The organism is Streptosporangium canum (assembly GCF_900113865.1).
GTDB lineage: Bacteria > Actinomycetota > Actinomycetes > Streptosporangiales > Streptosporangiaceae > Streptosporangium > Streptosporangium canum.
This window is the reverse complement of sequence record NZ_FOQY01000005.1, coordinates 278,590-301,086: the sequence shown is the minus strand read 5'-3', so window position 1 is coordinate 301,086 and position 22,497 is coordinate 278,590. Positions and strand designations below refer to the sequence as shown.

The following is a 22,497-nucleotide window of genomic DNA, read 5'->3' as shown; positions in this document are numbered from 1 at the left end:
GCCCTGTCCGCTCCGGCCACCGACGCGGACGCGGTCGTCCGGGACCTACGGGACCCCACCACGATCTTCGGCAGCCGACGATCCTCCTCCCGCCACTCAAGATTGGAAGAAAGATGATCAACAAGGTCAAGGACCTGCGCACCTTCGTCCGCGGACGGGTCCTGCTCCCCGGAGACGACGGTTTCGACCAGGCCCGGCGCCCCTGGAACCTCGCCGTCGAACAGACTGTTCCCGCCGTGGTCGAAGCGGCCGACGCCGCCGACGTCGCGGCCGTGGTCCGCTTCGCCCGCGTCCGCGAAATGGCCGTCTCGGCCCAGCCCAACGGCCATGGCGCCACCACGGACCTGGACGGCGCCATTCTGCTGCGGACCCGCCGTCTGGATTCCCTCCGGATCGATCCGGCCGCCCGGCGCGCCAGTGTCGGCGCGGGCGTGTCCTCGGGCAGCCTCCAGGCCGCCGCAGCACCGCACGGCCTGACCGGCCTGCCCGGCAGCTCCCCGGTCGTCAGCGTCACCGGTGTCGCCCTCGGCGGCGGGCTCAGCTGGTTCGGCCGCAAGTACGGCTGGGTCGCCGACAGCGTCACCGCCTTCGACATCGTGGACGCCGAAGGGCGGCAGCGGCGCCTCACCGCCGACACCGACCCCGACCTTTTCTGGGCCATGCGCGGTGGCGGCGGCTCCTTCGCGATCGTCACCGCCCTGGAACTCTCCCTCCACCGCGCGCCGCACCTGTACGGCGGCCGGATACTGTGGCCCGCCAAGCACGCCCCGGACGTGATGGACGCCTACCGCCAGATCACCGCCACCGCCCCCGACGACCTGACCCTCTGGCTGGACCTGCTGCACTTCCCCGGCTCCGACCCCATGATCGCCGTTGATGCCGCCTACCTCGGTCAGGCCGCTACGGCCCGCGGCCTGCTCAGCCCCCTGGACCGCCTGCCCCATCCCCTCGCCGACAGCAGGCGGACCATGACGGTCGCCGAGCTCGGCACCATCACCGCCGAACCCACCGACCCCGGCGCGGGCTCCTCACGCGCCGAACTGCTCACCGAACTGGACGACACAGCGGCCAAGACCCTGCTGGCCGACCCGATCGCCCCGCTGATGAGTGTGCAGGTACGCCACCTGGGCGGCGCGTTCACCCGCCCGTCCGACAGCCCCCACGGCCCACTGACCGAGCCCTACGCGCTCTACCTGTTCGGCGTGCCGGCCGACCCGGCGACGGCCGAGGCCGTCATCGCCAGACAACGCGCGCTCGCCGACGCTCTCCCGGTGAGCGGACGCAAACCCTTCACCTTTCTCAGCCCCGGCGAGACACCCGCCGACGCCTTCCCTCCCGCCGCGCTCCATCGCCTCCGCGACCTCGAACGCCGCCACAACCCGCGCATCACCTTCCGCGCCAACTTCCCCATCCGCGGCTGAACGCATCCTTCTCAGGAGCGCAGGTAGGCGAGGACGGCCAGGACGCGGCGGTGCTGGTCGCCGTCCTCGGCGTACAGGCCGAGCTTGGCGAAGATGCTCCGGATGTGCTTCTCCACCGCGCCGTCGCTGATCACGAGCTGGCGGCCGATGGCGGGGTTGGACCTGCCCTCCGCCATCAGGCCGAGCACCTCCCGCTCCCGCGGGGTGAGCAGCGCGAGCGGGTCGTCGCGGCGTCGCCGTACCATCAGCTGGGCCACCACCTGCGGGTCGAAGATCGTCCCGCCGGCCGCGACGGTGCGCAGGCCTCCCATGAAGTCGTCCACGTCCACGACCCGGTCCTTGAGCAGGTATCCCACCGCGCCCCTGGCGTCGGCCAGCAGGTCGTCGGCATAGGACACCTCCACGTACTGGGACAGGATCAGCATCGGCGCGCCCGGCACCCGCCGGCGCGCCTCGACCGCCGCCCGCAGCCCCTCGTCGGTGAAGCCGGGCGGCATTCTGACGTCGACCACCGAGACGTCCGGCCGGTGCGCGGCGACGGCCTCCACCAGGCCGTCGCCGTCCCCCACCGCCGCGACCACCTCGCAGCCGAACTCCTCGAGCAGCCTGATCAGGCCCTCTCTGATCAGCACTGCGTCGTCGGCCACGACTACCCGCACGGCACCTCCGCCACGATCACTGTCGGCCCGCCCACCGGTGAGTCCACCGCGAGCTCCCCGTCGACCGCCTTGAGGCGGTCGCCGAGCCCGGACAGGCCGTGTCCCTTGGCGACGTGTGCGCCGCCGACCCCATCATCCCCGATCGTCAGCATCAGGACGCCCCCGGTCTTGGTCAGCGACACCGTGCAGACGGTGGCGTGGCTGTGCTTGGCGACGTTGGTCAGGCTCTCGGCGACCACGAAGTAGACGGTGTTCTCCACCGCCGCCGCGAAGCGGCCGGTGACCTGCACGTCCAGCTCGACGGGGATGGTGCAGCGGCTGGCCAGCGCCGCGAGCGCCGGGGCCAGGCCGCGGTCGGTCAGGATCGGCGGCGCGATGCCGCGGGAGAGCGCGCGCAGCTCGTCCAGGGTGTCCCGGGTGGAGGTGATGGCCTGGCTGAGCATCTCCTCGACCGCCTGCGGGTCGCGCTTGAGCTGGCGCTGGGCCCGGGACAGGTCCATGGCCAGGGAGACCAGGCGCTGCTGCGGCCCGTCGTGGATGTCGCGCTCCAGCCGCCGCAGCGCGTTGGCCTCGGCCGACACCGCCGCGGCCCGGCCCTCGGCGAGGTCGTCGATGCGCTCGTGCAGCTCGGCGACGCCGGTCAGCAGGGCGCGGCCGAGCCCGGCCCGGATGAGCGCGGCGCCGCGCACGACCAGCGGCAGGGTGAGCGCGAACAGCACGCCGATGGAGGTGTTGATAGCCACGTCGATCCAGACGCTGTCCCCGAACCCGAGCAGGTAGGCCAGCCCCTCGTTGCCCGGGATGGCGGCGGTGATCCATCCGTAGAGGGGGGTGGCCAGGCCCAGGATCGTCCCGGCCCACCAGGTCACCGTGAAGACGAACGTCACGATGGAGATCGGGAAGGCCACGATCCCGTAGAGCAGGTCGAGCCACGACTGGCCGCTGGTCAGGGGGTTCACCATGCGGCGGAACCATCCGGCCGTCTCCGGCGCCGGCCGGTAGCGGGGCCGGGGCACCGCGCGGCCGAGCACCTCGGGCAGCATCCGCCGTTCCACATCGGCCATGCCCCGTGCCACCAGCAGCGTCGTCGCCAGGACCGGCAGCCCCACCCACACGACCACTGTGCCGATCCCGGCGGCGAAGCCCGCCACCATCAGGACGAAGAAGACGATGGAGAGGGGGAAGCCGGCGATCAGATACCGGCTGTCCGTGCCGATACGGCGCAGGAGGGTTCTCATGGCGTCAACGCTACGAGTCCGGGAGTGAGGCTTCGACCCTGCGCACCGCCGTCCGGGGGTAGGGCCAGCCCTACCCCCGTCATGGGTGCGGCCTTGAGGCGGAAACTCCTGCGGGCGTGACTGCGCGGGCCGGGGGCCGCACGGGAGGGTTGGACCACCGCTCCCCGATGAATCGAGACCCCCATGACCGCCGTCATCTCCCGTTCAGCAGTCCGCGCGGCGCCCGCGCCGCCGGGTCGTGACGTGTTCATCGACGTGCTGCGCCTGTTCGGCATGGCCCTGGTGGTGCTGCAGCACTGGAGCATGCCGGTGCTGTCCTTCGCCGATGGGCGGATCTCCACCGGCAACGCGCTGTCGGCGGGCGGCGCGTGGGTGGTGACCTGGATCAGCCAGGTGATGCCGCTGGTCTTCTTCGCGGGGGGCGCCGCCAACGCGATCAGCTGGCGGGGCTCGGTACGGCGTGGCGGCACGGTCCCCGCCTGGCTGGCGGTGCGGCTGCGCCGCCTGGTCTGGCCGGTGCTGCCGCTGGCGGCGGTGTGGCTGCCCCTGCCCCACCTGCTGCAGGCCCTCGGCGTACCGGAGCAGCCGGTGGTCACGGCCTCGCGCCTGGCCGGGCAGCTCCTGTGGTTCCTGGCCGTCTACCTGGTCGCGGTGGCGGTGACCCCGTCGATGCTCCGGCTCAACATGGTGTACGGCTGGCGGGTGCCCGTGGCGCTGACGGCGGGGGCCGTCGCGGTGGACGTGGCCCGTTTCACCACCGGCCTCGAGGTCGTCGGCTTCCTCAACATCGCCCTGGTCTGGCTGGCGGTGCACCAGCTCGGCTTCCTCTACGCCGACGGCCGCCTGGGCCGCCCCTGGGTCATGGCCCTCACCGGGTACGGCCTGGCCGCGGCGCTGGTGGCGTTCGGCCCCTACCCGGGCAGCATGATCGGGATGCCGGGCGCGGCCGTCTCCAACATGGCGCCGCCCACGATCGCGCTGCTCGCGGTGGCGTTCGGCCAGATCGGGCTGGCGCTGGCGCTGCGCCGGTGGATCGTCGCGCTCGCGGCGTGGCCGGGGGTGGCGCGGGTGATCGCCTGGGCGGCGCCCCGGATGATGACCGTCTACCTGTGGCACATGAGCGCGCTGGCGGTCGTCACCGGGGTGGTCGTGGTGGGCCTGGGCGTCTCCACCCCGGAGCCGGGGACCTCGGCCTGGCTGTCGGGCTGGCCGCACTGGCTGCTCATGCTCGCCCTGGCCATGTCCCCGCTGCTGCGCTGCTTCGCCCGGTTCGAGACGCCGCCGCAGGCGTCGCCGTACGCCGGGGGCACGGCCCGGATCGTGGTGGCTCTGGCGCTGGCCGGGGCGGGCCTGCTCGTTCTCACCGCGATCGGTTTCGTCCCGGGGACGGCTCCGGTGCTCGGCGCGGGGATGCTCGTGGCGGGCCTGGCGCTCACCTGGTCGGCTCCCCGGCTCCAGCCGGCGGCCTGACCGTCCACCGAGTCCCCTTAATCATAATTTGATGAGATTTGGGCGGGTATAGCCGCCCGGTGTCATCCATCCTGCGCAAGATATGATCACTTCTATTGCCCGAGCCGGTCCGACCACCGTCAGTTCTTCGGCAGTATTGAACTGTGAGCCTTGTAGATCGCCTGCCAGAAGAGATCGACGCCGACCCCGATGCCATCTTCGACGCGTTCGTCGAATGGAATTCCGAGCGCGGGCTCACCCTCTATCCCGCCCAGGAGGAGGCGCTGATCGAGGTCGTCTCCGGCAACAACCTGATCCTGGCCACCCCGACCGGGTCGGGCAAGAGCCTGGTCGCGGCCGGAGCGCACTTCACCGCGCTGACCCGGGACGTGCGCACCTTCTACACCGCGCCGATCAAGGCGCTGGTGTCGGAGAAGTTCTTCGACCTGTGCGCGCTGTTCGGCACCGAGAACGTCGGCATGATGACCGGCGACGCGAGCGTGAACCCCGGCGCGCCGATCATCTGCTGCACGGCCGAGATCCTCGCCAACGTCGCGCTGCGCGACGGCGCCAAGGCCGACATCGGCCAGGTCGTGATGGACGAGTTCCACTTCTACGCCGAGCCCGACCGGGGATGGGCCTGGCAGGTGCCGCTGCTGGAGCTGCCGGATGTGCAGTTCATCCTGATGTCGGCCACGCTCGGCGACGTGAGCCGGTTCGAGGAGGATCTGACCCGGCGCACCGGCAGGCCCACCGCCGTGGTCAAGAACGCCGAGCGCCCGGTCCCGCTGGTCTACTCCTACCGGATGACCCCCCTCCACGAGACCCTGGAGGAGATGCTCACCACCAACCAGGCGCCCGTCTACGTCGTCCACTTCACCCAGGCCGCGGCCATGGAGCGGGCGCAGGCGCTGATGAGCATCAACATGTCCACCAAGACCGAGAAGGAGGCCATCGCCGCCCTCATCGGCAACTTCCGGTTCACCACCAGGTTCGGCCGGGCGCTGTCGCGTCTCGTACGGCACGGCATCGGCGTGCACCACGCGGGGATGCTCCCCAAATACCGCCGCCTGGTGGAGCGGCTCGCCCAGGCCGGCCTGCTGAAGGTCATCTGCGGCACCGACACCCTCGGCGTCGGCGTCAACGTGCCGATCAGGACCGTGCTGTTCACCGCGCTGTCGAAGTACGACGGCACCAAGGTGCGGCGGCTGCGCGCCCGCGAGTTCCACCAGATCGCCGGCCGGGCCGGGCGGGCGGGCTTCGACACCATCGGCTACGTCGTCTGCCAGGCCCCCGACCACGTCGTCGAGAACGAGAAGGCGCTGGCCAAGATCGGCGACGACCCCAAGCGACGGCGCGGCTACGCCCGCAAGAAGCCCCCGGAGGGCTTCGTCGGCTGGAGCGAGGAGACCTTCGAGAAGCTGCAGAGCGCCGAACCCGAGCCGCTCAACTCCCGGTTCAAGGTCAGCAACGCGATGCTGCTCGCGGTGATCAACCGTCCCGGCGACTGCTACTCCGCGATGAAGCACCTGCTCACCGACAACCACGAGGACCGCAAGTGGCAGCGGCGGCACATCAGCCAGGCCATCGCGATCTACCGTTCGCTGCTGGCCGGCGGCGTGGTGGAGAAGCTCGCCGAGCCCGACGACCAGGGCCGGATGGCCCGCCTGACCGTCGACCTCCAGGAGGACTTCGCGCTCAACCAGGCGCTGTCCACCTTCGCGCTGGCCACCCTCGAACTGCTGGACATGGAGTCGCCCAACTACGCCCTGGACATGGTCTCCATCATCGAGTCCATCCTCGACGACCCCCGCCAGATCCTGTCCGCGCAGCTCAACAAGGCCCGGGGCGAGGCCGTGGCGCAGATGAAGGCCGACGGCATCGAATACGAGGAGCGGATGGAGCTCCTCAACGACGTCACCTACCCGATGCCGCTGGCCGACCTGCTGCTGGGCGCCTACGAGACCTACCGGCGGGGCCACCCCTGGGTCGGCGACTACACCGTCAGCCCCAAGACCGTCGTGCGGGACATGTACGAACGGGCGATGACCTTCGCCGACTACATCCAGTTCTACGAGCTGGCCCGGTCCGAGGGCACCGTCCTGCGCTACCTCGCCGACGCCTACCGCACCCTGTCGCGGACCATCCCCGAGCACCTCAAGACCGAGGACCTCATCGACCTCATCGAGTGGCTCGGCGAGCTGGTCCGCCAGGTCGACTCCAGCCTCCTGGACGAGTGGGAGCAGTTGCAGAACCCGACCGGCGAGCTGGAGGCGCCCTCCCTGGAGGAGAAGACCCGGCCGGTCACCGCCAACACCCGCGCGTTCCGCGTGCTGGTCCGCAACGCGATGTTCCGCCTGGTCGAGCTGGCCTCCCTGGAGAGGGAGCAGGAGCTGGCCGAGCTGGCGCCGGACGTGGACTGGGGCGCCGCCCTCGACGCCTACTACGACGACCACGAGGAGATCGGCACCGGCCCGGACGCCCGCGGGCCGGGCCTGCTCCGCATCCAGGAGGAGAAGGAGTTCTGGCGGGTCCGCCAGGTCATCGCCGACCCGGCGGGCGACGGCGACTGGGGCATCGACGCCCAGGTGGACCTGGGCGCCTCCGACGAGGAGGGCCGCGCCGTGGTCCACGTCATCGGCCTGAACCGCCTCTGACCCCGCGGGACCGGCCCGGAGGAGGGCCGCGGTGAAAATGATCTTTCGCAATATGCGCTACATGACGCCAGGAGAGTCGGGTCCGCCGTCCATGGCGCGGAGGTGGCTGACGGGGCCGACAGAATGGGGGGCATGACTGACGACGCGATCAGGCAGGTACTGGGCCTGCTCTATCAGAACGACACGTTGCGGGTGCTGGCGGCGCTGGCGCTGGACGGCACGCCCGAGGAGGCCGGGCTGGACAGGGATCCGACACGGCAGGCGCTGGACCGGCTGGAACGCGGCGGGCTGGCCGTACGGGACGGCGACGGCCGCTGGCAGGCGCGCCGGGAGCGGTTCCGCGAGCTGCTGCACGCCACGGCCAAGCCCGCCGTCCAACTCTCCCCCGAGGAGAAGGTGCTGCAGTCCTTCCTGGTCGAGGGACGGCTCCGGGCGATCCCCACCAAACGCGACAAGCAGCTCATCGTGCTGAACTACATCGCCCAGGTCTTCGAGCCAGGGGTCCGCTACCCGGAGAAGGAGGTCAACACCGCGCTGCGCGCCTTCCACGACGACTACGCGGCGCTACGCCGCTACCTGGTCGAGGACGGGCTGCTGAGCCGGGAGGACAACGTCTACTGGCGCAGCGGAGGCGCGGTCGACGCCTGAAGCCGGGCGGCGAGCAGCCCGAGGTAGCCGGCCAGCTCGGGCGGGTCGTGGACGGTGAAGTCCAGGCCCAGCATGCCGATGGTGAGCGCGAGCCACTCCAGCGAGTCCCCGCCGGTGCGCAGCAGGCAACTGCGCTCGTCCAGAGCCTCGATCGTCGCCCCCGGACCGGGGAAACGGTCGGCCACCACCTCCAGGGGCGCGTGCAGGGTCACCACGGCCCGATAGCGGCTGATGGGGGCGACCACCGACTCCTCCACGTAGCCGGGCGGCGGCTGGCGCGGGCTGAATCGGGCACCGGTGGCCAGCGGCGAGGTGAGCCGGTCCACCCGGAAGGTCCGCCAGTCCCGCCGGTCGGTGTCCCAGCCGACGAGATACCAGCGTCGCCCGGTGGAGGCCAGCCGGTAGGGCTCGACCAGGCGGGCGCTCTCCGTGCCGTCGCGCCGGCGGTAGCCGAAGCGCAGCCGCTCGTGGTCCCGGCTCGCCTGGGCCAGGAGCGCCAGGGTGTCGGGGTCCACGGTCGGCCACCAGCCGCGCACCGCCACGGTCTGGGTCTGCAGGGTGTTGACCCTGCGGCGCAGCCGGGAGGGCAGAACCTGCTCCAGCTTGGCCAGAGCCCGCAGGGAGGTCTCCTCGATCCCGGTCACCCCGCCGCTCGCCGCCGTGCGCAGGCCCACCGCGATGGCCACGGCCTCCTCGTCGTCGAGCAGCAGCGGCGGCATCGCGGTCCCCGCCTCCAGCCGGTAGCCCCCGGCCGGGCCGGTCGTCGCGTGGACCGGGTAGCCCAGCTCGCGCAGCCGGTCGATGTCGCGGCGCAGCGTGCGCGGGCTGACCTCCAGCCGCTCGGCCAGCTCGGGCCCCGGCCACTCGCGGTGTGCCTGGAGCAGCGACAGCAGCCGGAGCACCCGTGCGGTGGTATCTGCCATGGGTGCCACGATGCCACCGATTGCGGCCGGGAACTGGCCTAAACCGTGGCTAGCGTCGGCCTCATGAGCCATATCGAGATAACGGGCGCCCGTGAGAACAACCTCAAGAACATCTCACTGAAGATCCCGAAGAAGCAGATCACGGTGTTCACCGGCGTCTCGGGGTCCGGCAAGTCGTCCATCGTCTTCGACACGATCGCCGCGGAGTCGCAGCGGCAGCTCAACGAGACCTTCAGCACGTTCATCCGCAACCGCCTGCCCAAGTACGGCCAGCCGGACGCCGACGGCATCGAGAACCTCTCCACCGCGGTCGTCATCGGCCAGCAGCGCATCGGCGGCAACTCCCGCTCCACCGTCGGCACGATCACCGACATCCTCTCCCTGATGCGGCTGCTCTACTCCCGGATCGGCACGCCGCCCGCGGGCTACTCCAACGCGTTCTCCTTCAACGACCCCGCCGGGATGTGCCCGGAGTGCCAGGGCGTGGGCCGGAAGGTGCTCCTGGACGTCGACCTGGCCTTCGACCGGTCGAAGTCGCTGAACGGGGGCGCGATCCTGCTGCCCGGCTTCCGGGTCGGCACGTGGTACTGGAAGACCTACACCCACTCCGGGCTGTTCGACAACGACAAGCCGCTGGAGGACTACACCGAGGCCGAGTGGCAGACGCTGCTGGGCGGATCCGGGCCGGATGTCATGTTCGAGACGCAGGGCGGGACGGTCCCGCAGAAGTACGAAGGGGTGGTCGACAAGTTCTACCGGCTCCAGATCAACCGGGACACCGAGGGCAAGCCCGGCCGCGACTCGGCGATGGAGTTCGTCTCCGCGCGCCGCTGCCCGCTGTGCGGGGGCGCCAGGCTCAACCAGGCGGCGCTGGCCTGCCGCGTCAACGGACGCAACATCGCCGAGCTGGCCTCGATGGAGGCCCGCCATCTGGTGGACGTGGTCGCCGGGATCACCGTCCCGGTCGCGGCGACGATGGTCGCGGCGATCCTGGAGCGGCTGCGGCACCTGGTCTCCATCGGCCTCGGCTACCTCAGCCTGGACCGGGCGACGAGCACGCTCTCCGGCGGGGAGTCGCAGCGGATCAAGATGGTCCGGCACCTGGGCAGCAGCCTCACCGACATGACCTACATCTTCGACGAGCCCACCGTCGGCCTGCACCCGCGCGACGTGACCCGGATGAACGACCTGCTGCGCGAGCTGCGCGACAAGGGCAACACCGTGCTCGTGGTCGAGCACGACCGCGACGTCATCGAGATCGCCGACCACGTGGTGGACGTCGGGCCGCACGCGGGCGCGCACGGCGGTGAGATCGTCTACGAGGGCGGCGTCGCCGGCCTGCACCAGGCGGCCACCCTCACCGGCCGGCACATGCGCCACAACCAGCCGCTCAAGGCGGAGTTCCGCGAGCCGACCGGTGCGCTGACCGTCGCCGGCGCCACCGCGCACAACCTGAAGGACGTCACGGTCGCCTTCCCCACCGGCGTGCTCACCGTGGTCACGGGGGTGGCCGGGTCGGGCAAGAGCACGCTCGTCAACAAGGTGTTCCTGGCGCGGCACCCCGACGCGGTGGTCATCGACCAGTCGGCGGTCAGCCGGTCGATCCGGTCGAACCCGGCCACCTACACCGGGCTGATGGACGAGGTCCGCAAGCTGTTCGCCAGAGCGGGAGGCGTCAGCCCGGCCCTGTTCAGCTTCAACTCCAAGGGAGCCTGCCCGCAGTGCCAGGGGCTGGGGATCATCTACACCGACCTGGCGTTCATGGACGGCATCACGTCGACGTGCGAGGTCTGCCAGGGGCGGCGGTTCCGGGAGGAGGTGCTCCGGCACACCCTGCGCGGCAGGTCCATCCTCGACGTGCTGGAGATGACGGCGGGCGAGGCGGCGGAGTTCTTCACCGAGCCGAAGCCGCTGCGCGTCCTGCGCGCGGTCAACGAGGTGGGGCTGGGCTACCTCAAGCTCGGCCAGCCGCTCAACAGCCTGTCCGGCGGCGAGTGCCAGCGGATCAAGCTCGCCGGCGAGCTCCACAAGACCGGCAGCGTCTACGTGATGGACGAGCCGACCACGGGACTGCACATGTCCGACGTCAAGCACCTGCTCGCCATCATGGACAGCCTGGTGGACGCCGGCAACTCCGTCATCGTCATCGAGCACAACCTCGACGTCGTCAAGAACGCCGACTGGATCATCGACCTCGGACCCGACGGCGGGGACCGGGGCGGCACGGTCGTGTTCGAGGGCACGCCCCGGCAGCTCCTCGACGTGACCGGCTCCTTCACCGCCGAGTATCTCCGCCGCGACCTGGGCCGGCCGTGACGCTCCCCGGTCCGTCCTGTCCGGAAGAGGGGCCGGTCACGGTCGCGGAGAGGGGCGAGGCCGATCGTTCTCATGGTCCCGGGGAGTCGTTCTCACGGTCCCGGAGAAGGGTGGGGCCGGTCGCCGAGAGAGGCGGGCCGGTCGTCCTCACGGTCGCGGCGCCTCAGCCGCCCGAGGTGTCGAGCTCGGCGTCCGCGCCGGGGACGGCCAGGTCGTAGGGGTCGTCCAGCCAGCCGGCGGGCAGGTGGACCCGGTCACGCGGGTTGCTCTTGCCGCGCGGCCCGTCGGCGCCCTCGGGCCAGGGCTGGGCCGGATCGAGCTCGGCCAGGCCCTGCCTCAGGTCGGCGAGGGTGACGGAGGTGGCCAGGCGGCGGCGGAGGTCGGATCCGACGGTGAAGCCCTTGAGATACCAGCCGACGTGCTTGCGGAAGTCGGCCACGGCGTGCGGCTCGCTGCCGAAGCACTCGGCCAGCAGCGTGGCGTGCCGGTCCATGGTCGCGGCGACCTCCCCCAGCGCCGGCCGGACGCGCTCCCGGCCGCCCTCGCACGCGGCCGCCAGGTCCCTGAACAGCCACGGGCGGCCGAGGCAGCCCCGGCCCACGACGACGCCGTCGCATCCGGTCTCGTCCATCATCCGCATCGCGTCGGCGGCGCTCCAGACGTCGCCGTTGCCGAGCACCGGGATCTCCGTCACCGCCTCCTTCAGCCGCGCGACGGCCTCCCAGTCGGCGCTCCCGCCGTAGTGCTGGACGGCGGTACGGCCGTGCAGGGCGATCGCGGAGACGCCCTCCTCCACCGCGATCCGTCCCGCGTCCAGGTAGGTCAGGTGGTCGTCGTCGATGCCCTTGCGCATCTTCATGGTCACCGGCAGCGCCCCGGCGTTGCGCACGGCCTCACGGAGGATGGCCCGCAGCAGGTTCCGCTTGTACGGCAGGGCGGAGCCGCCGCCGCGCCGGGTCACCTTGGGCACCGGGCAGCCGAAGTTGAGGTCGACGTGGTCGGCCAGATCCTCGTCGGCGATCATCCGGACGGCCTTGCCGACGGTCACCGGGTCGACCCCGTAGAGCTGGATGCTGCGGGGCTGCTCCGCCGGGTCGAACCGGATCATCTTGAACGTCTTGGCGTTGCGCTCCACCAGCGCCCGGGTCGTGATCATCTCGCAGACGAACAGCCCGCCGCCCTGCTCGCGGCAGAGGGTCCGGAAGGGCGCGTTGGTGATCCCGGCCATGGGCGCGAGGACGATGGGCGGCCAGACCTCAAGCGATCCGAGTTTCAACGACTCCACCCGGTTGTTTCTACCGCACCGGGCCCGGTGGGACGAATCATTCCCGCACGGGCGTCCCTGGAGTGGTGGAGGTGACCCGCGAGGCGGCGGTTGTGCCCGCGCCCTCCGAGATTGCCGCCCGGTTGACGCGCGGTTACGCAACCACCCGGAAAACCCGCTAGAGTTCTCTCGTCGCCGCAGGGAGAAAAACCCGGCGGAAACATGCGGAAGTGGCTCAGTGGTAGAGCATCACCTTGCCAAGGTGAGGGTCGCGGGTTCGAATCCCGTCTTCCGCTCGAAGGGTCTTCGGACCCTCACTCCGGTGGAGTGGCCGAGAGGCGAGGCAACGGCCTGCAAAGCCGTGTACACGGGTTCAAATCCCGTCTCCACCTCTGGCTTCGACGAGGACGATTAGCTCAGCGGGAGAGCGCTTCCCTGACACGGAAGAGGTCACAGGTTCAATCCCTGTATCGTCCACCAGCGAAATCCCAGGCCGTCGGCCTGGGATTTCCTGTTTTCACGACCGTTGACCGTGGAACCGGGAGCTCGGTTCCGGCGCCCGCCGGACCACCGGTCCACTCCGGCGCTTCCCGGTGCACGCCACGGCGATGAGCGTGATCCCTCGGAGCCGGTTTCCGGCCCCGTCCTCCGCAGCCCGGCCGCCGGGCCCGGCTCAGCCACCGGCGCCCACGTCGTTGTTCGGCGCGCCGTCGCCGTTGGTGGGCAGGTCGCCGCGCTGCACCGGGGTGCGCGGCGGCATGGGTGTCCCGGAGCCTTCCCCGGTCACGGGCCGCGCTCCGGCCACGGCCGCCTTCAACGCGGCCCGGTCCGCCCCTCCGACGCGGCCGTTCAGCCGGATGTAGTGGTCGCCGCTGACCGCCGTGTACTCGTGGCGGCCTCCCGCCACGCGGTACCAGCCGACCTCGTCACGCTCGCACCGCACCGCCGCCGTCGGCTCGGCGTCCTTGACGGGCGTGTCGGCGCACAGGGCGTCGCTGAACGTGCCGCGGTCGATCCGGAGCTCCACCTGCCCGCCCTCCGGCGAGACGTAGAAGGCTCCGAAGCCCTCGTCTCCGACCCCGCCGATCGACTGCTCGGCCAGCTCGTAGCCCGGCAGGTCGACCACGTAGATCAGATCCGGAGCCACGCCCTGGGCACGCGCCTGATCCAGCGCCGCCTGGCTGAGCGTGCCCTCCGTCCCACAGCCGGACAGGACGGCCAGACCGAGGAGTATCGGGAGAGCGCGACGTATCATGCGACCACTCTGCCGCATGCCGGATCCGGTCGCGACCGGCTCGGCCCGGCGGCTCAACCGAAGGAGAAGATCCTTCTCATCCCCGCCGGACACCGTTCAGGATCCAGCGGCCCAGCACGGCCCATCCGAGCCTCAGGGGTACGGTGCCCGCGCCGAGACCCACGTCGACCAGCAGGTCGAACACCTCCTGACGCCGGCCCGCGGTGCCGATCGCGGCGTCGATGAAACCGGGCGACTGGGCGGCGCGGGCGAGCACGTCAGTGGTGCGCAGGTGGCGTCCGAGGGCTTTCCGCAGGGCGTGCCGGTAGGCGGGCAGCGGGTCTCCGGCCGCCTGGACGGCGGCCTCGCCGGCGAGCCTGCCGGAGACCAGCGCGTAGTAGATGCCCTCGCCCGTGAGCGGGTTGACCAGACCGGCGGCGTCACCGGCGAGCATCACCCGCCCGGCGCCGGGCCTCGGCCGTCCGGGTGACAGGGGCAGGTGGTGGGCGCGCAGGTCGCGGGCCGGGAGGTGCGGAAGCAGTTCGGCGAGCCGTCCGTGGAGCACCTCGCGGCCGGGCAGGCCGGTGGCGTGCAGCCGGGGCAGGAGCATCCCGAAGCCGACGTTGGCGGTGCCGTCACCGATCGGGAACGACCACGCGTACGCGGGCCAGCCGTCCTTCTGCATGGCGATGAACTGGACGTCGTCGTCGGCGGGCACGTCGGCGTAGCCGCGGACGGCGATCGCGGTGTGCCCGGCCGGAGAGGCCGGGATGCCGATGAGGCGCCGCACGGTCGAGTTGGCCCCGTCGGCGGCGACGACCGCGCGGGCGGCGACGTCGCCGTCGACGACGACGACGTGACCGCCGTGGGCGGTGAGGGCGCGGACGCGATGGCGGCGGACCTCGACGCCGCGCGCCCGGGCGGCGTCGACGAGGCGGGCGTCGAAGACCGTGCGGGGGACGACATGGTTGGGCCGGGCGACGGTGGCGCGGACGCGCGCGCCGCCCGGGGAGACCACCTCCAGGCGCCGCGTCGGCCGGTAGTCGGCGATGAGGTCGGGGACGCCGAGCAGGGCGAGCTCGTCGCGGCCGTGGGCTGCGACGCCGTCGCCACAGGCCTTGTCACGGGGGAAGTCGGCCCTGTCGAGCAGGAGCACCCGCGCGGCCGGCCGGAGCTGCTTGGCGCGGAGGGCCGCCGCCGAGCCCGCGGGGCCGCCACCGACGATCACCAGATCCCACACGTCATCCACCCCGGTGAGCCTTCCACGGTACGGCCCGGCGAAACCGCTCCGCTTCGGCCCTGAGGGAGGGCGCCGACGTCAGAATCCCTGGGCGAGACGGTAGTAGGCCTGGTTCCAGCGCAGTTCCCTGGCGAACCCGCGTGGCGTGGTGTCGGCGTCGATGACGAGCAGTTCGACACCGAGCATGTCGGCGAAGTCGGTGAGCTCCTCGACGCCGACCGCGGCCGACAGGACGGTGTGGTGCGGGGCGCCGGCGGTGAGCCACGCCTCGGCCGAGGTGCGCAGGTCGGGCCGGGGCCTCCAGACCGCCCTGGCCACGGGCAGGTTCGGCAGCGGCTCGGCCGGGGCGACCACGTCGATCTCGTTGGCGACCAGCCGGAACCGCTCCCCCATGTCGGCCAGGCCGACGACGACGGCGGGGCCGGGCTCGGCGTCGAACACCAGCCGGACCGGATCCTCCCGGCCGCCGATGCCGAGCGGGTGGATCTCGCACGACGGGACGCCCGAGGCGATCGTCGGGCAGACCTCCAGCATGTGCGCGCCGAGGATGAGCTGCTGTCCCGGCGTCAGGTGGTAGGTGTAGTCCTCCATGAACGAGGTGCCGCCCGGCAGTCCGGCCGACATCACCTTCAGCGTGCGCAGCAGCACAGAGGTCTTCCAGTCGCCCTCGCCGCCGAAGCCGTAGCCGTCGGCCATCAGGCGCTGCACCGCCAGGCCCGGTAGCTGCCGCAGCCCGCCGAGGTCCTCGAAGTTGGTGGTGAACGCCTTGAACCCGCCCGCCTCCAGGAAGTGGCGCAGGCCCAGCTCGATCCGGGCCGCGTAGCGCAGGGAGTCGTGCCGCTCGCCGCCGGCACGCAGCTCGGGGGCGACCCGGAACAGGTCCTCGTACTCCTTGACCAGCGTGGCGACCTCGGTTTCGGAGGAGGCGTCGACCGCGGCCACCAGGTCGTTGACGCCGTAGGTGTTGACCGACACGCCGAAACGGAGCTGGGCCTCGACCTTGTCGCCCTCGGTCACCGCCACGTCGCGCATGTTGTCGCCGAACCTGGCCAGCCTGAGCGAGCCCACCTCGGCCCGGCCTGCCGCCGCTCTGGCCCACGCCTCGATCCGCGCCGCCACGGAGGGGTCGCTCACATGGCCGGCCACGGTCTTGCGGGGCACTCCGAGCCTGGCCTGGATGTAGCCGAACTCGCGGTCACCGTGCGCCGCCTGGTTGAGGTTCATGAAGTCCATGTCGATGGAGCTCCACGGCAGTTCCAGGTCGGCCTGGGTGTGCAGGTGCAGCAGCGGCTTGCGCAGGGCGTCCAGGCCGGCGATCCACATCTTGGCCGGGGAGAAGGTGTGCATCCACGCGATCAGCCCGACGCACTCGTCGGAGGAGTTCGCCTCCAGGCACATCCTGCGGATCGCCGCGGCGTCGGTGAGCACCGGCTCCCACTCGACCTCGAAGGGGAGCGCCTCGTCCAGGGCCGCGGCGATCCGCCGGGACTGCTCGGCCACCTGGCGCAGCGTGTCGTCACCGTAAAGTCCCTGACTGCCGGTGAGAAACCAGACCTTCAACGCTGACTCCTTTGCCCATAAACGTGCTGGTAGCGGCCGTACAAGCGGTCGATGTCGCCCTGCGGGATCGGCAGCGGTTCGCCGAGCTGCCGGGACAGGTGCACGGTGCGGGCGACGTCCTCGCACATGACGGCCGCCTTCACCGCCGCCTTCGGGGAGTCGCCGATGGTGAAGACCCCGTGGTTGCGCATGAGGACCGCCGGGGAGCGGTGGCCCTCCAGGACGGCGACGATCCCCTTGCCGATGTCGTCGTCGCCGATCAGGGCGAAGGGGCCCACGGGGATCTCGCCGCCGAACTCGTCGGCCATCGCGGTCAGCACGCACGGGATCGGCTCGCCGCGTGCCGCCCAGGCCGAGGCGTAGGTCGAGTGGGTGTGCGCCACGCCGTTCACCTCGGGCATGTGCCGGTAGACGTAGGCGTGCGCGGCCGTGTCGCTGGACGGGGAGAACGCGCCCTCGACGAGGTTGCCCTCCAGGTCGCACACGACCATCGCCTCGGGGGTCAGGTCGTCGTAGGGGACACCGCTCGGCTTGATGACGAACAGGTCCTCCCCGGGCACCCTCCCCGAGACGTTCCCCGCGGTCCAGGCGACCAGGTTGTTGCGCACCAGCTCCTGGTGGAGTGCGCAGACGGTCTCTCTCATGCGGCCCCCTCGTTCCGGATGGCGCGGAGCCGGTGCAGCAGCGCACCGTCCGCGAAGTGGTCGTGCAGGTCGCGGTATTCGGCGTACAGCCGGTCGTAGGCGTCCGCCCGCCCGGCGTCGGGTACGTAGGCCGCCTCGGTGCGCTTGCCCATGGCGGCGGCTGCCGCGGTGACGTCCCGGTAGGCCCCTGCGGCGACCGCCGCGTGGATCGCCGAACCGAGCGCCGGGCCCTGGCCGGAGCCGATCACCGACAGCGGGCGGCGCAGCACGTCGGCGTAGACCTGCATGAGGAACCGGTTCCTCAGCAGCCCGCCGGCGACGACGAACTCCTCCACCGGCACCCCTGCGGCCTCGAACGCCTCCACGATCACGCGGGCGCCGAACGCGGTGGCCTCGATGAGCGCCCGGTAGGTGTCCTCGGGTCTGGTCGCGAGCGTCTGGCCGACGACCATCCCGGAGAGGTCGTGGTCGACCAGCACCGAGCGGTTGCCGTTGTGCCAGTCCAGCGCGACCAGCCCGTGCGCGCCGACCTTCTGGGCGGCGGCCAGCTCGGTGAGGTACTCGTGCACGGTGATGCCGCGGCTGCCGGCCTCCCGCGAGTAGGAGGCGGGCACCGAGGTCTCGACGAACCAGGCGAAGATGTCGCCGACGCCCGACTGGCCCGCCTCGTAGCCCCACAGCCCCGGCACGATGCCGTCACGGACCACGCCGCACATGCCCGGCACCTCGGCGAGCCGGTCGGACGGCATGACGTGGCAGGTCGAGGTGCCCATGATGGCGACCATCTGGCCGGACCGCACCGCGTCCGCGGCGACGGCCGTGACGTGCGCGTCGACGTTGCCGACGGCGACCGCGAGGCCCTCGGGGAGCCCCGTCCATCCGGCGGCCCGCGCGGTCAGCCGGCCGGCCAGACCGCCGAGGGGGGACAGCTCCCGGCCGAGCTTGCCGGCGAAACCGGCGAAGGCGGGATTGAGCTCGGCCAGGAAGTCATCGCCGGGATAGGCGCCGTCCTGGTGGATGCCCTTGTAGCCGGCGGTGCAGACGTTGCGGCTCTCCACGCCGGTCAGTTCCCAGACGATCCAGTCGGCGGCCTCGATCCAGCGCTCGGCCCTGCCATACACCTCGGGGTCCTCCTCCAGGACCTGGAGGCCCTTGGCGAACTCCCATTCGGAGGAGATCCGGCCGCCGTAGCGGGGCAGCCAGCTCTCGCCCCGCCGCTCGGCGAGGGCGTTGATCCGGTCGGCGTACGGCTGCGCCGAATGGTGCTTCCACAGCTTCGGCCAGGCGTGCGGCCGGCCCCTCAGCTCCGGCAGCTCGCACAGCGGAAGGCCCTGCGCGGTGGCGGGCAGCACGGTGCAGGCGGTGAAGTCGGTGCCGATGCCGATGACCTGCGACGCGGAGACCCCCGAGACGGCCAGCGCCTGCGGCACCGCGTTGCGCAGCACCTCACGCCAGTCCTGCGGCGACTGCAGCGCCCAGTCCGCCCCGAGGCGCGCACCGGTGCCGGGGAGGCGGTCCTCGATCACGCGGTGGGCGTACTCGTGCACGGCGCTGCCGGCCTCGGCGCCGTCGGCCACCCGCACCACGACGGCGCGGCCCGACAGCGTGCCGAAGTCGACACCGACCACGTAGCGTTCGTTGTCAACGTTCACACAATCTCCACTGATCAGGTGCGGCTCCGCCGTACCACTGAACGGTCTAGGTACGGCGGCGCACCGAGATGAGGCGCTGCAGCAGGATGAAGACCAGCAGGAGCAGACCGATGAAGATCTTGGTCCACCAGGAGCTGAGCGTGCCCTCGAAGCTGATGATCGTCTGGATCAGCCCCAGGACGAGCACGCCGAGCACGGTGCCGAGCAGGTAGCCCGAGCCGCCGGTCAGGAGCGTGCCGCCGATGACGACCGCCGCGATCGCGTCCAGCTCCATGCCGACCGCGTGCAGGCCGTACCCCGACAGCATGTAGAGGGAGAGCAGCACGCCGCCGAGCGCCGAGCAGAAGCCGCTGATCGTGTAGACCGCGATCTTCGTCCTGGCCACCGGCAGGCCCATGAGCAGTGCCGACTGCTCGCTCCCGCCGGTCGCGTAGACATTGCGGCCCAGACGGGTGTAGTGCAGCACGTAGGCCGCGACGAGGACGACCACCAGCGCGATGACCACGCTCGGCGAGACGGACATGCCGCCCGGCAGGTCGACGCGGGCCTGGGCGAGGGCGGTGTAGGTCTCGTCGGTGATGGAGATCGAGTCGGTGCCGATCGTGTAGCACAGGCCCCTGGCCAGGAACATCCCGGCCAGCGTCACGATGAACGGCTGGATCTCGAAGTAGTGGATGATGCAGCCCATCGCCCAGCCGAGCGCCGCGCCGATGGCCAGCACCAGCGGGATCACCGCCGGCGACGGCCAGCCCTGGTCCGTGACGAGGCTCGCCGAGATCATCGTCGAGAGCGCGACCACCGCGCCGACCGACAGGTCGATGCCGCCGGTGAGGATCACGAACGTCATGCCGACCGCGACGACGAGCAGGAAGGCGTTGTCGATGAAGACGTTGAGGACGACCTGACCGGTGGCGAAACTGTCGTAGCGGAGGCCGCCGGCGGCGAACATCGCGGCGAACAGGCAGGCGGTCACCAGGACCGGGACGTACTTCCTCGGGACCGCGCGGCGGCCGGCGACAAGGACGCTCACGCCGGGACCCTCACCTTCTCCTCGGCCGCGGGGGGCGCCGTCACCGGGCGCCTGCGGCGGTGGAATGCCTTCTCGCGGAAGGCCGGGGACTGGAGCAGGCACACCACGGTGACCACGAGCGCCTTGAACAGCAGCGTCGTCTCCGGAGGCACGCCGATCGAGTAGATCGTGGTGGTCAGCGTCTGGATGATGAGCGCGCCCAGCACGGTGCCGCCGAGCGAGAACCGGCCCCCCGCCAGCGAGGTGCCGCCGATGACGACGGCGAGGATGGCGTCCAGTTCGATCCAGAGACCGGCGTTGTTGCCGTCGGCGCTGGAGACGTTCGAACTGATCATGAGCCCGGCGACGCCCGCGCACAGCGCGGCGAACGTGTAGACCGCGATGATCACGCCACGCGAGCGGATGCCCGCCAGACGGCTGGCCTCCGCGTTCCCGCCGACCGACTCGATGAGCAGGCCCAGGGCCAGGCGCCGGGTGAGCACCGCGGTCAGCGCGAGGACCGCCAGCACGATGATGATGCCGAACGGCAGCGTGAGCCAGTAGCCGCCGCCGATGAGCTTGTACGGACCGCTGTTGACGGTGATGATCTGGCCGTCGGTGATGAGCTGGGCCAGGCCGCGTCCCGCGACCATGAGGATCAGTGTCGCGATGATCGGCTGGATGCCGACGCCCGCGACGAGGAGGCCGTTCCACACCCCGAGGGCCAGGGAGAGCACGAGGCCGAGGCCGGCGGCCGCGACCACGCCGGAGACGGTGTTCTGGTCGTCCATGCCGCTGATCCGCAGACAGGCCAGGGCGCCGGAGATCGACACGACCGAGCCGACCGACAGGTCGATGCCACCGGTGGCGATGACCAGCGTCATGCCGAGCGCGACGAGGATCAGCGGCGCGCCGAACCTGACGATGTCGATCAGGCTGCCGTAGAGGTGGCCGTCGCGCATCTGGACGGCGAAGAAGGTGCCGGTGAACAGCAGGTTGGTCAGCAGCAGCGCGGCCAGGACGACGGCGGGCCACAGAAGCCGGTGCCTGAGGACGGCGTTCATGCGCGGGCTCCGCTCGCGATCGTCTCCATGAGGACGTCGGTCGTGAGGTCGTCGTCGTTGTCCAGCTCGGCGACCAGCCTGCGGTCGCGCAGCACACCGATCTTGTGGCTGAGCCGCAGCACCTCCTCCAGCTCGGCGGAGATGAACAGCACGGCCATGCCGCCGTCGGACAGGGAGGCGACCAGGCGCTGGATCTCGGCCTTGGCGCCGACGTCGATGCCCCGGGTGGGCTCGTCGAGGATGAGCAGGCGGGGTTCGAGAATGAGCCAGCGGGCCAGCATCACCTTCTGCTGGTTGCCGCCGCTGAGGTTCCTGATCAGCTGCTCGGGGTCGGCCGGGTTGATCTTCAGCGCGGAGATGTACTTATCGACCAGCTCGTCCTGCTTGCGGCGCGGGATCGGTCTGCTCCAGCCGCGTGCCGCCTGCAGGGCCAGGATGAGGTTCTCCCGCACGGTGAGGTCGGGGATGAGCCCCTCGGCGCGGCGGTTCTCCGAGCAGAAGGCGATCCGGTGGTTCATGGCCGCCCGCGGGGTGCGCAGGCTCACCGGCCGGCCGTCGATCTTGAGAGAGCCGGTGCCCGCGTGGTCGGCGCCGAACAGCAGACGGGCGATCTCGGTGCGCCCGGAGCCGAGCAGCCCGGCCAGGCCGACGACCTCGCCCTCGTGGATGGTGAGGGTGAACGGTTCGACGGCCCCGGCCCTGCCCAGATCCTCGGCCTCCACCAGCGCTTCCGTCTCCCGGGCGAGCGGCTTGCCCTCCAGCTTCTCCAGGTCGGCGAGCTCGCGGCCGATCATCTTGCCGACCAGCTCGACCTGGCCGAGCTCGCCGGTGAGGTGCTCGCTCACGAGCCGGCCGTTGCGCAGGATCGTCATGCGGTCGGAGATCTCGTAGACCTGGTCGAGGAAGTGCGAGACGAACAGGATCGCGATGCCCTCCTCCTTGAGCTTGCGCATCACCCGGAAGAGCTGGGCGACCTCCCCGGTGTCCAGGCTGGAGGTGGGCTCGTCCAGGATCAGCACCCGGGCCGAGACGTCCACGGCCCTGGCGATCGCGACCATCTGCTGCATGGCCGGCGAGTAGGCCGACAGCGGCGCCGACACGTCGATGTCGAGCTCCAGCCGGGCGAGCAGCTCGGCGGCCCGGCGGCGCGTCCGGCCCCACTGGATCCGGCCCAGGCGGCGCGGCTCGCGGCCGATGAGGATGTTCTCCGCGACCGAGAGGTTCGTGCAGAGGTTGACCTCCTGGTAGACGGTGCTGATCCCGGCCTGCTGGGCGGCCGACGGGCCGGCGAAGACGACCTTCCGGCCGCCCAGTTCGATCTCTCCGGCGTCGATGTCGTGGACACCGGTGAGGACCTTGATGAGGGTCGACTTCCCGGCGCCGTTCTCCCCCATGAGCGCGTGCACCTCTCCCGGCAGCAGCCGGAAGTCGACGCCGGACAGTGCCTTCACGCCGGGGAACTCTTTGCTGATCCCGCGCATCCGCAGGATCGGGACGGGTGCGGTCATGCGGCGTCCGC

General features: G+C 71.2%; 17 protein-coding genes and 3 tRNA genes. 8 read left to right on the top strand and 12 right to left on the bottom strand.

Going from position 1 to position 22,497, the window contains the following annotated elements; all coding sequences use genetic code 11:
- Positions 1 to 113 precede the first annotated feature (113 nt).
- Entirely contained in the window at positions 114 to 1,421 is a 1,308-nt protein-coding gene (locus BM085_RS10170; protein WP_093886748.1) for an FAD-binding protein, read from the top strand.
- Positions 1,422 to 1,432: 11 nt separating this feature from the next.
- Here the strand turns inward: BM085_RS10170 and BM085_RS10165 are convergent, their stop codons facing one another.
- Together BM085_RS10165 and BM085_RS10160 are read right to left on the bottom strand one after the other, a co-directional pair.
- Complete coding sequence (locus tag BM085_RS10165) at positions 1,433 to 2,080, bottom strand: response regulator (RefSeq protein ID WP_093886747.1); 648 nt, start codon at positions 2,078 to 2,080, stop codon at positions 1,433 to 1,435.
- Entirely contained in the window at positions 2,071 to 3,318 is a 1,248-nt protein-coding gene (locus BM085_RS10160; RefSeq protein WP_093886746.1) for a sensor histidine kinase, read from the bottom strand. The genes BM085_RS10165 and BM085_RS10160 overlap by 10 nt, the downstream gene beginning before the upstream one ends.
- 183 nt (positions 3,319 to 3,501) lie before the next feature.
- On the opposite strand from BM085_RS10160, the gene BM085_RS10155 reads away from it, so the two are divergent.
- The 3 genes from BM085_RS10155 (at position 3,502) to BM085_RS46770 (ending at position 8,072) form a co-directional block, all read left to right on the top strand.
- Entirely contained in the window at positions 3,502 to 4,788 is a 1,287-nt protein-coding gene (locus BM085_RS10155) for an acyltransferase family protein (RefSeq protein WP_093886745.1), read from the top strand.
- A gap of 143 nt (positions 4,789 to 4,931) precedes the next feature.
- The gene (locus BM085_RS10150) at positions 4,932 to 7,424 is read left to right on the top strand and encodes a DEAD/DEAH box helicase (RefSeq protein ID WP_093886744.1); all 2,493 of its coding nucleotides are present in this window, start codon (positions 4,932 to 4,934) and stop codon (positions 7,422 to 7,424) included.
- 132 nt (positions 7,425 to 7,556) lie between these two features.
- Positions 7,557 to 8,072 carry a DUF2087 domain-containing protein gene (locus BM085_RS46770; protein WP_177245034.1) on the top strand — a complete coding sequence of 172 codons (516 nt, stop codon included), beginning with the start codon at positions 7,557 to 7,559 and terminating at the stop codon, positions 8,070 to 8,072.
- Here BM085_RS46770 and BM085_RS10135 read toward each other — a convergent pair.
- Entirely contained in the window at positions 8,039 to 8,995 is a 957-nt protein-coding gene (locus tag BM085_RS10135) for a helix-turn-helix transcriptional regulator (RefSeq protein WP_177245033.1), read from the bottom strand. The two genes, BM085_RS46770 and BM085_RS10135, sit on opposite strands and share 34 nt — an antisense overlap.
- A gap of 63 nt (positions 8,996 to 9,058) precedes the next feature.
- On the opposite strand from BM085_RS10135, the gene BM085_RS10130 reads away from it, so the two are divergent.
- Positions 9,059 to 11,311: an ATP-binding cassette domain-containing protein gene (locus BM085_RS10130; protein WP_093886741.1), complete on the top strand. Its 2,253-nt coding sequence runs from the start codon at positions 9,059 to 9,061 to the stop codon at positions 11,309 to 11,311.
- A gap of 163 nt (positions 11,312 to 11,474) precedes the next feature.
- Here the strand turns inward: BM085_RS10130 and dusB are convergent, their stop codons facing one another.
- Positions 11,475 to 12,596 (bottom strand): tRNA dihydrouridine synthase DusB, encoded by a 1,122-nt coding sequence (gene dusB, locus BM085_RS10125; protein ID WP_093886740.1) that lies wholly within the window; start codon positions 12,594 to 12,596, stop codon positions 11,475 to 11,477.
- A 203-nt stretch (positions 12,597 to 12,799) separates the two neighbouring features.
- On the opposite strand from dusB, the gene BM085_RS10120 reads away from it, so the two are divergent.
- The 3 genes from BM085_RS10120 to BM085_RS10110 all read left to right on the top strand — a co-directional run bounded on the left by BM085_RS10120 (position 12,800) and on the right by BM085_RS10110 (position 13,055).
- A tRNA-Gly gene (locus BM085_RS10120) sits at positions 12,800 to 12,871 on the top strand.
- A gap of 25 nt (positions 12,872 to 12,896) precedes the next feature.
- A tRNA-Cys gene (locus BM085_RS10115) sits at positions 12,897 to 12,967 on the top strand.
- 13 nt (positions 12,968 to 12,980) lie between these two features.
- Positions 12,981 to 13,055 (top strand) — tRNA-Val (locus BM085_RS10110).
- Between the two features lie 193 nt (positions 13,056 to 13,248).
- Here the strand turns inward: BM085_RS10110 and BM085_RS10105 are convergent.
- The 8 genes from BM085_RS10105 to BM085_RS10070 form a co-directional block, all read right to left on the bottom strand.
- Positions 13,249 to 13,830, bottom strand: coding sequence for a hypothetical protein (locus BM085_RS10105; protein ID WP_143120873.1), 582 nt, complete (start codon positions 13,828 to 13,830; stop codon positions 13,249 to 13,251).
- 76 nt (positions 13,831 to 13,906) lie between these two features.
- Positions 13,907 to 15,058: an NAD(P)/FAD-dependent oxidoreductase gene (locus BM085_RS10100; protein WP_245789231.1), complete on the bottom strand. Its 1,152-nt coding sequence runs from the start codon at positions 15,056 to 15,058 to the stop codon at positions 13,907 to 13,909.
- A gap of 69 nt (positions 15,059 to 15,127) precedes the next feature.
- Positions 15,128 to 16,609, bottom strand: coding sequence for an L-arabinose isomerase (araA, locus tag BM085_RS10095; protein ID WP_093886738.1), 1,482 nt, complete (start codon positions 16,607 to 16,609; stop codon positions 15,128 to 15,130).
- Positions 16,606 to 17,253, bottom strand: a complete 648-nt coding sequence (locus BM085_RS10090) for an L-ribulose-5-phosphate 4-epimerase (protein WP_093886737.1) — start codon at positions 17,251 to 17,253, stop codon at positions 16,606 to 16,608. The genes araA and BM085_RS10090 overlap by 4 nt, the downstream gene beginning before the upstream one ends.
- Positions 17,250 to 18,905, bottom strand: coding sequence for a ribulokinase (araB, locus tag BM085_RS10085; protein WP_093886736.1), 1,656 nt, complete (start codon positions 18,903 to 18,905; stop codon positions 17,250 to 17,252). Before araB ends, BM085_RS10090 begins: the two co-directional genes overlap by 4 nt.
- A 46-nt stretch (positions 18,906 to 18,951) precedes the next feature.
- A complete protein-coding gene (yjfF, locus tag BM085_RS10080) occupies positions 18,952 to 19,935 on the bottom strand; it encodes a galactofuranose ABC transporter, permease protein YjfF (RefSeq protein WP_093886735.1) in 984 nt (327 codons plus the stop codon).
- Positions 19,932 to 20,978 carry an ABC transporter permease gene (locus BM085_RS10075; RefSeq protein ID WP_093886734.1) on the bottom strand — a complete coding sequence of 349 codons (1,047 nt, stop codon included), beginning with the start codon at positions 20,976 to 20,978 and terminating at the stop codon, positions 19,932 to 19,934. Before BM085_RS10075 ends, yjfF begins: the two co-directional genes overlap by 4 nt.
- Positions 20,975 to 22,486, bottom strand: coding sequence for a sugar ABC transporter ATP-binding protein (locus BM085_RS10070; RefSeq protein WP_093886733.1), 1,512 nt, complete (start codon positions 22,484 to 22,486; stop codon positions 20,975 to 20,977). The genes BM085_RS10075 and BM085_RS10070 overlap by 4 nt, the downstream gene beginning before the upstream one ends.
- Positions 22,487 to 22,497: the final 11 nt, after the last annotated feature.

Bases quoted from the DNA above. Each gene is read 5' to 3' on its own strand.
- BM085_RS10170 (WP_093886748.1), top strand. From the start codon at position 114: ATGATCAACAAGGTCAAGGACCTGCGCACCTTCGTCCGCGGACGGGTC.
- BM085_RS10160 (WP_093886746.1), bottom strand. From the start codon at position 3,318: ATGAGAACCCTCCTGCGCCGTATCGGCACGGACAGCCGGTATCTGATC.
- BM085_RS10155 (WP_093886745.1), top strand. From the start codon at position 3,502: ATGACCGCCGTCATCTCCCGTTCAGCAGTCCGCGCGGCGCCCGCGCCG.
- BM085_RS46770 (WP_177245034.1), top strand. From the start codon at position 7,557: ATGACTGACGACGCGATCAGGCAGGTACTGGGCCTGCTCTATCAGAAC.
- BM085_RS10135 (WP_177245033.1), bottom strand. From the start codon at position 8,995: ATGGCAGATACCACCGCACGGGTGCTCCGGCTGCTGTCGCTGCTCCAG.
- BM085_RS10130 (WP_093886741.1), top strand. From the start codon at position 9,059: ATGAGCCATATCGAGATAACGGGCGCCCGTGAGAACAACCTCAAGAAC.
- BM085_RS10105 (WP_143120873.1), bottom strand. From the start codon at position 13,830: ATGATACGTCGCGCTCTCCCGATACTCCTCGGTCTGGCCGTCCTGTCC.
- BM085_RS10090 (WP_093886737.1), bottom strand. From the start codon at position 17,253: ATGAGAGAGACCGTCTGCGCACTCCACCAGGAGCTGGTGCGCAACAAC.
- BM085_RS10075 (WP_093886734.1), bottom strand. From the start codon at position 20,978: ATGAACGCCGTCCTCAGGCACCGGCTTCTGTGGCCCGCCGTCGTCCTG.
- BM085_RS10070 (WP_093886733.1), bottom strand. From the start codon at position 22,486: ATGACCGCACCCGTCCCGATCCTGCGGATGCGCGGGATCAGCAAAGAG.